The 13,220-nt window shown below is 65.2% G+C and carries 17 protein-coding genes; 3 read left to right on the top strand and 14 right to left on the bottom strand.

All coding sequences use genetic code 11. The features are described from left to right. Nucleotides 1-148: 148 nt before the first annotated feature. The 10 genes from QCM77_RS44210 to QCM77_RS44165 form a co-directional block, all read right to left on the bottom strand. The gene (locus tag QCM77_RS44210) at nucleotides 149-1,177 is read right to left on the bottom strand and encodes a succinylglutamate desuccinylase/aspartoacylase family protein (protein WP_279669275.1); all 1,029 of its coding nucleotides are present in this window, start codon (nucleotides 1,175-1,177) and stop codon (nucleotides 149-151) included. A gap of 62 nt (nucleotides 1,178-1,239) precedes the next feature. Beyond that, the gene (locus QCM77_RS44205) at nucleotides 1,240-1,584 is read right to left on the bottom strand and encodes a RidA family protein (protein ID WP_211396303.1); all 345 of its coding nucleotides are present in this window, start codon (nucleotides 1,582-1,584) and stop codon (nucleotides 1,240-1,242) included. A gap of 56 nt (nucleotides 1,585-1,640) precedes the next feature. Then, nucleotides 1,641-2,438, bottom strand: coding sequence for a transporter substrate-binding domain-containing protein (locus QCM77_RS44200; protein ID WP_279669276.1), 798 nt, complete (start codon nucleotides 2,436-2,438; stop codon nucleotides 1,641-1,643). Nucleotides 2,439-2,473: 35 nt separating this feature from the next. Further along, a complete protein-coding gene (locus tag QCM77_RS44195; RefSeq protein WP_279669277.1) occupies nucleotides 2,474-3,202 on the bottom strand; it encodes an amino acid ABC transporter ATP-binding protein in 729 nt (242 codons plus the stop codon). Beyond that, nucleotides 3,189-3,839: an amino acid ABC transporter permease gene (locus QCM77_RS44190; protein WP_279669284.1), complete on the bottom strand. Its 651-nt coding sequence runs from the start codon at nucleotides 3,837-3,839 to the stop codon at nucleotides 3,189-3,191. The genes QCM77_RS44195 and QCM77_RS44190 overlap by 14 nt, the downstream gene beginning before the upstream one ends. A gap of 11 nt (nucleotides 3,840-3,850) precedes the next feature. Further along, nucleotides 3,851-4,354 (bottom strand): amino acid ABC transporter permease, encoded by a 504-nt coding sequence (locus QCM77_RS44185; protein ID WP_280096935.1) that lies wholly within the window; start codon nucleotides 4,352-4,354, stop codon nucleotides 3,851-3,853. Next, nucleotides 4,312-4,500, bottom strand: a complete 189-nt coding sequence (locus QCM77_RS44180) for a hypothetical protein (protein ID WP_280096934.1) — start codon at nucleotides 4,498-4,500, stop codon at nucleotides 4,312-4,314. The genes QCM77_RS44185 and QCM77_RS44180 overlap by 43 nt, the downstream gene beginning before the upstream one ends. A 10-nt stretch (nucleotides 4,501-4,510) precedes the next feature. Then, on the bottom strand, nucleotides 4,511-5,806 hold the full coding sequence (locus QCM77_RS44175) for an alanine racemase (protein ID WP_279669279.1): 1,296 nt from the start codon (nucleotides 5,804-5,806) through the stop codon (nucleotides 4,511-4,513). A 140-nt stretch (nucleotides 5,807-5,946) separates the two neighbouring features. After that, complete coding sequence (locus tag QCM77_RS44170) at nucleotides 5,947-6,789, bottom strand: metallophosphoesterase family protein (RefSeq protein ID WP_279669280.1); 843 nt, start codon at nucleotides 6,787-6,789, stop codon at nucleotides 5,947-5,949. 70 nt (nucleotides 6,790-6,859) lie between these two features. Next, entirely contained in the window at nucleotides 6,860-7,507 is a 648-nt protein-coding gene (locus tag QCM77_RS44165; RefSeq protein WP_280096933.1) for an acriflavin resistance protein, read from the bottom strand. 165 nt (nucleotides 7,508-7,672) lie between these two features. Between QCM77_RS44165 and QCM77_RS44160 the strand changes: the two genes are divergently transcribed. Beyond that, complete coding sequence (locus QCM77_RS44160; protein ID WP_279669282.1) at nucleotides 7,673-8,095, top strand: MAPEG family protein; 423 nt, start codon at nucleotides 7,673-7,675, stop codon at nucleotides 8,093-8,095. A 35-nt stretch (nucleotides 8,096-8,130) separates the two neighbouring features. Further along, entirely contained in the window at nucleotides 8,131-9,429 is a 1,299-nt protein-coding gene (locus QCM77_RS44155) for an RsmB/NOP family class I SAM-dependent RNA methyltransferase (RefSeq protein WP_279669283.1), read from the top strand. Between the two features lie 250 nt (nucleotides 9,430-9,679). On the opposite strand, the gene QCM77_RS44150 is transcribed toward QCM77_RS44155, so the two are convergent. The 3 genes from QCM77_RS44150 to QCM77_RS44140 all read right to left on the bottom strand — a co-directional run bounded on the left by QCM77_RS44150 (nucleotide 9,680) and on the right by QCM77_RS44140 (nucleotide 11,072). Beyond that, nucleotides 9,680-9,889 carry a cold-shock protein gene (locus QCM77_RS44150; protein ID WP_007592195.1) on the bottom strand — a complete coding sequence of 70 codons (210 nt, stop codon included), beginning with the start codon at nucleotides 9,887-9,889 and terminating at the stop codon, nucleotides 9,680-9,682. A gap of 258 nt (nucleotides 9,890-10,147) precedes the next feature. Continuing rightward, nucleotides 10,148-10,480 (bottom strand): DHCW motif cupin fold protein, encoded by a 333-nt coding sequence (locus QCM77_RS44145; protein WP_279667953.1) that lies wholly within the window; start codon nucleotides 10,478-10,480, stop codon nucleotides 10,148-10,150. Nucleotides 10,481-10,700: 220 nt separating this feature from the next. Continuing rightward, nucleotides 10,701-11,072 (bottom strand): nuclear transport factor 2 family protein, encoded by a 372-nt coding sequence (locus QCM77_RS44140; RefSeq protein ID WP_279667955.1) that lies wholly within the window; start codon nucleotides 11,070-11,072, stop codon nucleotides 10,701-10,703. 148 nt (nucleotides 11,073-11,220) lie between these two features. On the opposite strand from QCM77_RS44140, the gene guaA reads away from it, so the two are divergent. After that, nucleotides 11,221-12,819, top strand: a complete 1,599-nt coding sequence (gene guaA / locus QCM77_RS44135; protein ID WP_279667952.1) for a glutamine-hydrolyzing GMP synthase — start codon at nucleotides 11,221-11,223, stop codon at nucleotides 12,817-12,819. A gap of 97 nt (nucleotides 12,820-12,916) precedes the next feature. Here the strand turns inward: guaA and QCM77_RS44130 are convergent. Continuing rightward, on the bottom strand, nucleotides 12,917-13,220 hold a 304-nt coding region (locus QCM77_RS44130), incomplete at its 5' end, for a LysR substrate-binding domain-containing protein (protein WP_280096932.1).

Here is a 13,220-nt window from a genome sequence, read left to right as displayed (position 1 = left end):
GGGGAGGGGGTCTCCGCGGGCGAGAACTCCCAAGAGGAGAAAGCCCTCACCCGGCGCTTCGCGCCGACCTCTCCCGCAAGCAAGCGGGAGAGGTGCATCGAGTGCTTGGCGAGACCAGTTCAACAAAACATCGCTCGACTGCCAAAGTTCACCGCACAAGAACCTCGTCGCGTGCCAGCGCGCGGCCGACCTGGACGAGGCAGTCGCCGCTCTGGCTGTCGGTGTGCAGCCTTTGCGAGATCACGATGCCGTCGGCTGGAAAGCGCAGTATCTCTTCAGCCAGCTCCGGGCGCTCGAAATCATGATACCAGCCGGCGACGTCGCCGGCCGCAACCCGCGCGCCGACCGCGACGGCAGGCTCGAACCAGCCGCGCCGCGTGGCGAAAACCGCTTGCGCATGGCTTTGCAATGCCAACAGCTCGGTGGCGCGCTCGACCGGCGCGTGTAGCCCCAGCACCGGGGCCTGGACCAGCCCGAGCGCGAGCAGCAGGCGATCGACGGCGCGCGCGGTCAGCGCCATCGTCTGCGGCGTGACGGTGCCGCCGCCGCCGAACTCGCCGGAGAGTCCGATCGCGCCGGCACGTGCGGCGGCCGCCATCGAAGTCGGCGCAGTGGCGCCGTTCTCGGCGACGAAGGCGAAGGGCATCCCCAGCCCTTCCATCAGGCGCAGCGCGCGGCCGAACATCTCGGGCGGTCCCTGGCGCTCGATCAGCGCGCAGGGCACATGCGCCATCGAGGTGCCGCCGGAATGGATGTCGAAGACGACATCGTGCCGCGGAAACAGCTCGTGCTCGAGGAAGTGCGCCAGGCGGAACGTCGGCGTGCCTCCGGCATCGCCCGGAAAGGCGCGGTTGAGATTGCCCTCGTCGAGCGGCGAGCGGCGCCGTGCCGCCATCACCGCAGGCCAATTGGCGAAGGGCAGGATGGTGATCTCGCCCTTCACCGCTGTCGCATCGAGCCGGCGATACAGCCGCGTCAGCGTGATCTCGCCCTCATATTCGTCGCCGTGATTGCCGGCCATCAAAAGCAGTTTTGGGCCGGCGCCGTTCTTGATCCGGAAGATCGGGATCTTGAGCTGGTAGTAGGGGGAGCGGTCGATCGAGAAGGGAATGCCGAGATGCCCGGACCATTTCTGGTCCTTCTCGAAATCGATCTCGTGGAAAAGTCCGGTATGCATGGCTTGCCTCGGGGCCGCGTCGTCGCCGACGCCGGCCGAAGGTTGAATGAAAGGCGGCGCCGTTACAGCAGGGCGACCGCGGTCATCTCGACGCGCAGGTCGGGATCGGCGAGGCGGGCTTCGACGCAGGCGCGCGCCGGCGGATTGGCCGGATCGATCCAGGAATCGTAGACCGAGTTCATCGTGTCGAAGTCGATGATGTGCGGCAGGAAGACGTTGACCGCGATCAACTTGGAGCGATCGGAGCCGGCTTCCTTCAACAGCGCGTCGATCTTGGCGAGCACCTGCTGGGTCTGGGATACGATTCCGGCCTTGCGGTCGTCCGCGACCTGGCCGGCGATATGCACCATGCCGCCGGCGGCGACAGCCTGGCTCATGCGCGGACCGACGACGTAACGTTTGATCATCTGAAATACTCCTCGCGACAGTGGCTCCCGCGGGGCTCGCGGGAGCGCGTGCTGGCTCACAGCGTCGGCAGCGACTGCTCTTCCTTGAACCACTTCAACTGCAATGCGCCGAGCTTGCCGTTGAGCTTGTTGGTGAAGATGTCGATGTTGATCCAGTTGAGCAGGTTCTGCTCGCCCTGGCGCACGCCGACATGGGCCGGCGACTGGCGGATCAGGAATTTGAGCTCGACTTCCTTGGCAGGATTCTGCTCCTGCACCTTGAGCGCGATCGCGCTGTTCTCGGCGAAGCTATCGGCCTGGCCGGCGAGAAACGCGGCGAGTGCGGCGGGCGTGTCCTCGAAGCGCACGAGCTTCACCTTCGGTGCATTGTCGGTGAGCCAGACATCCAGCGTCGAGCCCTTGGCCACTGCAACGCTGCGGCCGTCGAGATTATCCGGCTTCTTGCCGATCGCGGCGGGAAACGATTTGGCGCAGTAGACGCCGAGATTCACCACCGCATAGGGCTGCGAGAACATCACCTGCTGGGCGCGCTCGGGCGTCGCGCCGAGGCCCGCGATCAGCATGTCGATCTTGTCCGACAGCAGGCTCGGGATGCGCGCGGCGCCGGTTACCGGGACGAGTTCGAGCTTCACGCCCATGTCGGCCGCGATCAGCCTGGCGAGATCGGCGTCGAGACCTGCGAGCTCGCCCTTGTCGTCCTTGAAGCCCCATGGCGCTGCATCGGTGAGGATTCCGATGCGCAGCTTGCCAGAGCCGAGCACGTCCTGGAGCTTGTCGGCCTTGGCGAGGTTCGGCGCAGCGAGAACGGCGAACGCCGCGGCTGCGATGGTGAAGAGTGACTTCAACTTTCTCATGGCTGTCTCCTGGTGGCGGATTTGGTGGACGATGGTCATCTCGACGACGCGATGAAGCTTGCGAGCTCGGGCGTCTTGGGGCTGGCGAACAGCTTTGCCGGCGGCCCCTGTTCCCAGACTCGGCCCTGGTGCATGAAGACGATGCGGTCGGCGACATTGCGGGCAAAGCCCATCTCGTGGGTGACGAGGATCATTGTCATGCCCTGCTTTGCCATCGCTTCCATCACCTTCAGCACTTCGCCGACGAGTTCGGGGTCGAGCGCGGAGGTCACCTCGTCGAACAGCATGAGGTGAGGCGCCATGGCCAGGCAGCGCGCGATCGCGACGCGCTGCTGCTGGCCGCCGGAGAGCTGCTCCGGCCAGGCATCGATCTTGTCGGCGAGGCCGACGCGGGTGAGCACGTCCTCGGCAAGCGCGCGCGCCTTCGCCTTGTCGATCCGGCCGGTGAGGAGCGGGGCGAGCGTGATGTTGCGCTCGACCTTCAGATGCGGAAACAGGTTGAAGGCCTGGAACACGATGCCGACGCGCTGACGGAATTTCTTGAGATCGCGCATTCCGGCGTGGACCTTCTCGCCCTCGACGCGGATATCGCCGGAATCGACGCTCTCGAGCGCATTGATGCAGCGGAGCAGCGTCGACTTGCCCGAGCCGGAGCGGCCGATGATCGTGACGATCTCGCCTTCCTCGACGTCGAGCGAGACGCCCTTGAGGACCTCGACCCGGCCGAATGTCTTGTGCACGTCGCGGATTTCAACGAGAGCCATCGAGGCGGGCCTCCAAAGAGCGGGACCAGAGCGTGAGCGGCAGGCACAGCGCGAAATAGATCGCGGCGACGAGCGCGTAGGTGAGCAGTGGCTGGAACGTCGCCGCGCTCACCACCTGGCCGGCGCGCGCGAGCTCGACGAAGCCGAGGATCGAGGCGAGCGAGGTGCCCTTGATGAGCTGCACCAGGAAGCCGACGGTCGGCGGCAGCGACAGCCGCAGCGCCTGCGGCGCGATGATGTGGCGAAACTGCTGCCAGGCGGAGAGGCCGAGGCAGGCGCCGGCTTCCCACTGCGCCTGCTTCACGGCCTCCAGGCCGCCGCGCCAGATCTCGCCGAGAAAGGCGGCCGTGTAGAGCGTGTAGGCCACGGTCACCGCGACGGTCGCGGGCACCTGGATGCCCAAAAACACCGGCATGCCGAAATAGAAGAAGAACAGCAGGCCGAGCAGCGGCACGCTTTGGATGATTTGGATGCACGCCGCCATCGTCCAGCGCAGGGTCGCGGACCGGCTGATGCGGCCGATGGCGAGCCCGAGCGCCAGCGGCGTACCAAAGGCGAGCGCGAGTACGACGAGCGCGACAGTCCAGCGCAGGGCTTCGACGAGCGAGACGAGATCGATGAGGGAGAAGGAACGCATCGCTTTCTCCCTCAGCGCCGTCGCGGCCATCGGAAGGCCGCCGCACCAACGATGGCGAACAGCGCCTTGAACGACATCGCCATGGCGAAATAGACCACGCAGATCACTGCGTAGACCTCGAAGCTGCGATAGGTGCGGCTCTCGATGAAGCCCGCGACATGGAACAGCTCGTCAGTGGCAACCTGCGAGGCAAGCGAGGTGCCGAGCAGCAGAAGCACGAACTGGCTGGTCACGGCAGGATAGGCATTGCGCAGAGCCGGCGGCAGCAGGATGTGACGGAAGACCTGCCAGGCGGAGAGACCGAGGCACTGGCCGGCCTCGATCTGGTTGTTCGGCACGGAGTCGAGGCCCGCGCGGATGATCTCGACGGAATAGGCGCCGAAATAGAGCGACAGTGCCACGCAGGCAGCCTCGAACGCCGGCAGCTTCAAGCCGAAATTCGGCAGCACGAAAAAGACGATGAAGATCTGGATCAGCGACGGCGTGTTGCGGAATAGCTCGATGTAGCCGCGCACGAGCGCGTGATGCGGCCCTTCAGCGCGATCGCGCCGGCGACGCCGATCAGAAGCCCTGCCACCGCTGCGATCACGGTCAGCTCCAGCGTGACGATGGCCCCGTCGATGAGCTGGTTCTGATAGCGCCAGAGCGGCAGGAAATTCATCGTGCCGCGCTCAGCCGAACTGGGTGGGGAGGGCACGCGTCACCATGCCCTCGGCATCGAGGGCGAAGATCACACGCCAGCGGTCGAGACAGGTGCAGGGATGCGAAATGCCGAAGGCGATGACGTCGCCGACCGCAAGCGTGCTATCGGGCGCGAGCGACAGGAACGCATGCTGGTCGTTGAGACGCGTCACCGACAAGGTCGCGGCGAGCCCTTGCTGGGCGACGCCGTCGCGGAAGACGCGCAGCGGCACCGGCAGTCCCTGGTCGAACGAGGCATCGCGCATGCCGAAGCCCGCGATGGCAAGGCCTGCTTCCGGCCGCGACAGCATCTCAGCCCACAGCGTGAGCGCCGGGCGAAAATCTTCGGCGGCGGAGCGTCGCGCGCCGTCGACGAGCAGGCCGCCGCGCCGGTCGAGCTCGGCGAGGGCGCTCGCATAGATGCCGTGATCGGCAAAGAACAGCGCGCCCGAGCGCAAGAGAACGGTGGCGTTGCCGTCGGCCCGGGCGACGGGTGCGAGCGCACGTGCAACGATGTCGAAATAGGCGGAGCCGCCGGCGCTGATGATCAGCGGCAGGCGCGGAGCCGCGATGCGCACCAGCGCGAAGGTCTCGATGGTGCGCTCCATCAGCGCTGCGATCGCGCGCATCGTCTCATCGGAATCGGGCGTTGCGACCGCGCCTTCGTAAGTCGCGACGCCGCCCAGCACGAGCCGGTCGGCCGCGAGCACCGCGGCAATCGTTGCTTCGACCGCGGCGCGGTCGCGCGCGCCGGTGCGGCCGGCGCCGAGTTCCACCAGCACGGACAACTCGCGCCGGTCCGCGATCAGCGCAGCCTCCGCCAGTGCCGCGACCGCGGCCGGTGAATCCGCGAAGGCGTGAAATTCGACATTGGGGTACGCGCCGAGGACAGCGCCGAGCCGCCGGCCGGCCGCGAGCCCGCCGATTTCGTTGGCCAGCAACAACCGCCGCTCGCCATGCGCAAGCAGCACCGCGGCCTGCTGGATGTTGGCGACCGTGGTGCCCCAGGCGCCGGCCTCGCGCAGCGAGCGGGCCAGCTCGGGCGACATCGGTGTCTTGGCGTGGGGCGCGACGGCCACGCCGGCGCCCTCGCACCAGCGCAGGAAAAGGTCGCGATTGGCGGCGAAGGCGGTCTCATCGAGCGTGAGTGCGGGGAGGGCAAGGTCGCCGCGGGAGGGCTGCCAATGCTGATCGGCGATCGCATCGATCGACAGACCGGCGACCAGGGGAATACCCCGCGTGGTCGTTGAAAGACGTTGGCTATCCCACCGGGACAAGAAATGCATCGTCACTCCGTCTGCGGTCCTCGACCACTTGGGGAACGATATGCCCGAATGACAACGTTGTCATTAGCATCTTATAGCCAGTTTGGACTGAATTCGGTACAATGAGGTATCCAGATAAGGAGTCGTGCCCGCCAATTGGGCTAGTGCTCGCCACCCATCTGGGCGAACAGCTCCTCGATGTCGACGTCGACCTGGCCCGCGGCCCTGACGTGGCGGAGCTCAAAGCTGTCGGGCTGGAAGCGGTACTCCACGAGCCCGACCTCCTTGATCGCGATCCGGTCCTGGCGCGAATCGTTGATCTTGAAGCCGGCCGAGGGCGCCCAGACGTGGCGGGTGTGGCGCCAGGTGAAGTCGCGCCGCTGGTGCACGTGACCGCTGGCGATGAGGCGAAGGTCGACATGTGCAAACATCTCGATCAGTCGCGCGCGTGCCGGTTGCGGCACGTAGCGGATCGAGGTCTCCGGCGTCTCGGGGTCGTCGGGCAGGTTGAGGAACATCGGCTTGTGGACGAACAGCGCGACCGGTCTTCCGTTCGTGCGCGATATCTCGGCGGCGAGCCAGTCGAACTGCTCGGCCTCGAAGGCGAGCCCTGAGTTCATCACCAGCGAATTGAGACCGATGAAGCACCAGCCTGCGGCCTCGAACGACCAATGGTCTTCGCCGATGATCTCGCGGAATTGCTGGCGATGCGCTTCCGCGACCGGCGGCTTCGGCGCGGGGCCGATCGCGGTCGGATTGTCGCCGATGTCGTGATTGCCGGGGATGTAGCGGCAGGCGACGGGCAGGGCGTCGTGCAGGCCTTTGGCGAACTCGACATCGTCGCGGCTGGTCGGCCCGTCGAACGAGACGTCGCCGGTGTTGACGACGAGATCGGGCCTATCAGTGTCGATATGCGCGCTGAGCGCCTGGAAGTTGGCGATCAGCCCGGGGAAGCGCCGACCGAGATGGGTGTCGGAAATCTGTGTCAGGCGAAATTCGGACATGGGCCGATCATAGGCCCGGCCAGGCGTCGGAACGATGACGGCGCGCCTACGATCAGCGATCGAACACTGTTTAAAGCACGCGGTAGCGGATCGTGTAGGCGTCCTGCGGCGCGACGGGGCTTGCCAGCGGCGAGGCGATACGGTCGGCGAGGTGCCAAGGGCCGAACTGAGCGCCGAACTGCTCGGAGCGATGCGGCTCGGCCGGCAGGCGGAGGCGGAATTCAAAGGTGCCCTTGCCGGGCAGGTTCACGACCAGCACGCGGTCCGCGGTGCGGTGGTTGAGCGCCACCGCGCCGCGCAGCACGGAGCGGCCGTCACCGATCTCGCGCACGCCGTCGACCAGTGCCAGCGTCTGGTTGCGGTCGGTATGCAGCTCGATCTGAGTGTCGGACGCCGTCGCCAGCGTCTCCCTGGGCTTGCGGATCTCGAACTCGACCGCGGGTTTCAACGGATTGAGGCCGAGATAGGCCAGCGCGGCATGGCGCATGTCGTAGGCGGCAAAGGCGAACAGAGCGAGGGCGGCGAGCGCAGCGAGGCCATGCCTGAGGACATCGCGCCAGGTCCGATAGCGCATTCGGAAGTAGACCGTCGTCGCCAGCGCCACCGCGAGCGCCGTCGCGATGCCGGATAGTGCCGACATCAGGATGCCGAACTGGCCGTCAGGGGATTCGGTCAAAACGCCGATCAGGCTGGCGATCTGGCTGAAGAGGGTGTTCATGGCGGTCTCTCGCCTTGCGCCCCAGGGGGTCAAAATCGCTTTAACTGTCGACAGTTGGTCGCCTCATCGGGAACGCCGGTTCAACTCGTTGATTGTCAGGAACAGCGGTGACGGCTAATGGACGCAGCAGTGCTTCCGCCGGATGGGAAAATCCCGGGAAATCCGATGTCCGTTCAAATGGTTTTGCTGCCGGTCTTCGTGCAGGTCGGTCTCACCTTCGCGCTCCTGATCGCGATGGCGCTGCGACGCCGGCGCGCGCTCGTCTCCGGCGAGACCAAGAGCCGTGACGTTGCGCTGGGCGAGCCCAACTGGCCGCAGGGCGCCACACAAATCGCCAATTGCTACCGCAACCAGTTCGAGTTGCCGGTGCTGCTCTATGTCCTGATCGCGCTGGCGCTTCCCTTGCGCCATGCCGATCTCTTCATCGTGCTGATGTCCTGGGTGTTCGTGGTGACGCGGTTTGCGCACGCCGGAATCTTCGTCTCCTCCAACAATCTCGGACGCCGCTCCACGATCTGGCTCGCCGGCGTGCTCGTGCTGCTCGCGATGTGGATCTACTTCGCGCTGAAAATGCTGTTGCTGATCTAGGCGCTTATTCGCCAATCCTGATCTGAAAGATTCAAATGACTCCCGCTGCCCGGCTGTCCGCAGCCATCGAACTGATCGACACCATCGAGAAGGACCGCGTGCCCGCGGCCAAGGCGCTGAAGGAGTGGGGCACCGCGCACCGCTTCGCCGGCTCTGGCGACCGTGCCGCCATCGCCGGCCTGGTCTGGGACGTGCTGCGCCGCTATGCCTCGGGCGCGTATCTGATGGATTCCGACACCGCACGGGCGCGGCTGATCGGCATGCTCCGCCTCGAGCGCAACATGGACACGGCGACCATGGCCGCGCTGTTCGACGGCAGCCGCTTTGCCCCCGCGCCGCTGACCGAGGCCGAGCAGGCCGCGCTCGCCTCGCGTTCCCTTCAAGGTGCCCCGGCCGCGATCGCCGGCGACTATCCGGAATGGCTGGATCCGTACTTGGCAAAAGCGTTCGGCGAGGAGCGCGTCGCGGAAGCCGCCGCGATGGCGAGCCGGGCGCCGCTCGACCTGCGCGTCAACACGCTAAAATCCAATCGCGACAAGGTGCTGGGGGCGCTTGCTCATCTTCATGCGAAACCGACGCATTGGTCGGCAACGGGCCTGCGCATCGAGCTTTCGGCCGATGCGCGCAACCCGGGCATCCAGGCCGAAGAGGATTTCATCAAGGGCGCGATAGAAGTGCAGGATGAGGGATCGCAGCTTGCAGCCCACCTCACCGCGGCAAAACCCGGCGAGCAGGTGATCGATCTCTGCGCTGGCGCCGGCGGCAAGACGCTGGCGCTCGCCGCCATGATGCAGGGCAAGGGCCGGCTGATCGCGACCGACAGCGACAAGCGGCAACTTGTTCCCATTCATGAGCGCCTGTCGCGCGCCGGCGTCCACAATGCCGATGTTCGCACGCCCAAGGGCGAGGCCGATCCGCTGGCGGACATCAGCGCCACCGCCGACCTCGTCGTGATCGACGCGCCCTGCACGGGAACCGGAACCTGGCGCCGCAACCCCGACGCCAAATGGCGCATGCGCCCGGGCGCGCTGGAGATCCGCCTGCGGGACCAGACCGAGGTGCTCGAGCGCGCGGTTCCGCTGGTCAAGGCCGGCGGCCGCATCGCCTACATCACCTGCTCGGTGCTGCCTGAGGAGAACGGCGAGCAGGTGAGGGCGTTCACCGGCCGCCATCCCGAGTTCGCGGTGGTGCCGCCCGAGCAGACCGCGAGCGTGCTCTGGGACAAGGCGGAGGAGTTTGCGCAAGCCGCACTGCAATCGCCGGAAGGCTGGCTGATGACGCCGCGGCGGACGGGCACGGACGGGTTCTTCGTCTCGGTGCTGAAGAAGGCATAACTGCGTAGGGTGGGTTAGCTTCGGGGGCTGCGCGAAGCGCAGTCCGCGAGGCGTAACCCACCGCTTCTATCGGCGGTGGAAAAGCGGTGGGTTACGGCTTCGCCTAACCCACCCTACGGCACCGCGGATGACGCGGCCTCGTTCGACCACCCCAAAACAAAAACCCCGCGAACCGGAACCCGGTCGCGGGGTTTGTTGTCTCAACGCTTCGAACCGGTACGTCCGTGGTCAGAAGCGCCGTGCGCGGCTATTAGCCGACGCGGAGATTGTCAGCCGAGGACTTGCCGCTGCGACGATCTGCGACGATGTCGAACGAGACCTTCTGGCCCTCGTTGAGGGTCGAGAGGCCGGCGCGCTCGACGGCGCTGATGTGCACGAACACGTCCTTGTCGCCGTCATCCGGCTGAATGAAACCAAAACCCTTTTGATTGTTGAACCACTTCACGGTGCCCATAGCCATGGGAATTTCCTTTGCTTGAGAAGTTAACACGCGGACCGGTACGCACCATTGCGCCCATAGTCCTGATCAGTCGATGTTGGAGAAATCATCTGAAGCGTGCGCGCCCGTCAGCAACGAAGCGAAGCGGCCCAGTCGTTCGGCCAAGTATCGATGATCACAATATAGCGAGATTTTGGGGCCACTTCAAGGCATCACCCGTGGCTCGGGATGTCGCCGAAACTTGCTATTTTGCGGTGCAAATTGACATCCCGGAGCGCCTCAATCGACGATAAACAGCGTCGCCCCCGTCACCGTCGAGGACCGGTGCGCGGCGTCGCCGAAATCCGAGACCTGATAGCTCATCCCCGCCGTGAGCTTGAACGTGCGCCCGTCGCGCAGCTCGCTGTCGAGCTCGCCTTGCAGCACGTAGAGCACGTGGCCGCGATCGCACCAATGGTCGGCGAGATAGCCCGGCGAATACTCGACCATCCGCACCCGGAGATCGCCGATGTTGAGCGTGCGCCACTGGGCTTGCCCGGTCTCGCCGGGATGCGTGGTCGGAGTGACCTTGCTCCAGTCGGTGACGGTGAAGGGGGAGGTGGGGAGTTTCATGGTGGTGTTCCTGGTCTTGGTGCCGGCAGTGCTGTTGTTAGCGTACGCTCTCGCCGCAGTCTCCGTTGTTGCGAGCTTGGGGCACGAGCGTTCCTCGCTCGCGCTGTCATCGCCCGGCTTGACCGGGCGATCCAGTACCCCGAGACGTCTGTGACTCAGTGAGACGCCGCGGCGTACTGGATTCCCCGCCTTCGCGGGGAATGACAGCGGTGTGCGAGTGTCAATGCACCACATGATTCGCCGATCCCTGCACGATTTTTCCCGCCGCATTCACGCGCAGGTATTCGCAGATCCGCTTGCCGCGCTCGTTCTCGTAAAACACCACCACGCTGTCCGGGCTGACGAACAATTCGATCAGCGAGAAATGCAGGTTCGGCAACAGCCCGAGCGCCTTGCTCCAATAGGCGCGAAGCGCATCCTTGCCGCGCACGGTGCCGCTGGCATCGAACCCCATCAGCGGGATCCGGTCCGAGGTCATCACGGCCTCGTCGTCATAGAGAGTGAGCACGCGTTCGAGATCGCGCGCGTTCCAGGCCTTGATCCAGGTGCGGCCGAGCGCGGCGAGATTCGACGGCTGATGATGCTGTGAGATGGCGTTCTCCCTGATTGGCCCCTGGTGCGTGACGGAGCAAATTAGGTCAATAATACTTACCTATATCCATTTGTCCATGCCCAAAGAAGAATGTGGGCGCGCGGCCCGCGCGGTTGCGGGAAAAGCCTCCGTCGCGTATCTGCTTGCCATGACAGCAGCACAGAACGACCGCTCCGCGTCGACGCCCTCAGTGGCCTCGGCGCACGACAAGATTCTCATCGTCGACTTCGGCAGCCAGGTAACGCAGCTGATCGCGCGTCGCGTGCGCGAGGACGGCGTCTATTGCGAGATCGTCCCGTTCAACAAGGCCGAAGCGGCCTTCAACGAGATGAAGCCGAAGGCGGTAATTCTCTCCGGCGGGCCTGAGTCGGTGCACGAAGCGGGCTCGCCCCGCGCGCCGCAAGCAATCTTCGATTCCGGCGTGCCCGTGATGGGCATCTGCTACGGCCAGATGACCATGGCAGCCCAGCTCGGCGGCACTGTCGAGGGCGGCCATCACCGCGAATTCGGCCGCGCCGATGTCGAGGTGAAGGCCGCGAGCAAGCTGTTCGAGGACGTCTGGTCATCGGGCGGCAAGAACCAGGTCTGGATGAGCCATGGCGACCGCATCACAAAAATGCCGCCGGGCTTCTCCGTCGCCGGCACCTCGCCGAACGCGCCGTTCGCGATCATCCAGGACGAAACGCGCAAATATTACGGCCTGATGTTCCACCCCGAAGTGGTGCACACGCCCGACGGCGCCAAGTTGATCCGCAACTTCGTCCGCAAGATCGCAGGCCTTTCCGGCGACTGGACCATGCGCGCCTTCCGCGAGGAGGAGATCGCGAAGATCCGCAGCCAGGTCGGCAAGGGCAAGGTGATCTGCGGCCTCTCCGGCGGCGTCGATTCGGCCGTGGCGGCCGTGCTGATCCACGAAGCCATCGGCGACCAGCTCACATGTGTGTTCGTCGATCACGGCATGCTGCGCCTCGATGAAGCCAAGACGGTGGTCGACCTGTTCCGCCACCACTACAACATCCCGCTCGTGCACGTGGACGCGTCGAAGCAATTTTTGGGCGAGCTCGAAGGCGTCACCGATCCGGAAGTGAAGCGCAAGACCATCGGTCGTCTCTTCATCGAGGTGTTCGAGGCGGAGGCCAAGAAGATCGGCGGCGCCGATTTCCTCGCGCAAGGCACGCTCTACCCGGATGTGATCGAGAGCGTCTCCTTCACCGGCGGCCCCTCGGTGACGATCAAGTCGCACCACAATGTCGGCGGACTTCCCGAGCGCATGAACATGAAGCTGGTCGAGCCCCTGCGCGAGCTGTTCAAGGACGAGGTGCGCAAGTTAGGGCGCGAGCTCGGCCTGCCCGAAATCTTTGTCGGCCGCCACCCGTTCCCGGGACCGGGCCTTGCCATCCGCTGCCCCGGCGACATCACCCGCGAAAAACTCGACATCCTGCGCAAGGCCGACGCCGTCTACATCGACCAGATCAGGAAGCACGGCCTCTATGACGACATCTGGCAGGCGTTTGCGGTGCTGCTCCCGGTCAAGACCGTCGGCGTCATGGGCGACGGCCGTACGTATGACTTCGTCGTGGGCTTGCGCGCCGTCACGTCAACGGACGGTATGACCGCGGACTTCTATCAGTTCGACATGAAGTTTCTCGGCGAGACCGCCACGCGCATCATCAACGAGGTGAAGGGCGTGAACCGGGTGGTGTACGACGTGACCAGCAAGCCGCCGGGGACGATTGAGTGGGAGTGAGGGGGGCGTAGAAAAGCGTAGGTTGGGACAGACGCACGGAGCCGGGTGGGCCGAATGCCCCCTTCAGTATCGAGGAGACTATCCCGCGGGTGTCTTGCTATTCCAGATGCGGCTTCAGCACATCTTCGATCCATTTCATGAATGCGCGAACTCGGCGCGACAGGTTGCTCCGATGTGCCACGACGAGGGACACGGCGAGCGGCCGGCGACGACAATCGGGTATGATCTCCACAAGCGCTCCACTCTCCAAGTATCGGCCAATCCCCAAGAGCGTCGCCTGAATCAGGCCAAGGCCGGCGAGGGCGGCGGCTTCGTAGGTCTGCGCGCTGTTGACTTGTAGCGCACCTGGCAACTGAAGCGTCGCGTAGCTGTCGCCGTCCGGATATTCCCATCCATAGGGC

Source organism: Bradyrhizobium nivariense, from assembly GCF_029846695.2.
In the GTDB taxonomy this organism is placed as follows: Bacteria; Pseudomonadota; Alphaproteobacteria; order Rhizobiales; family Xanthobacteraceae; genus Bradyrhizobium.
This window is presented reverse-complemented; position numbering and strand designations above follow the sequence as displayed.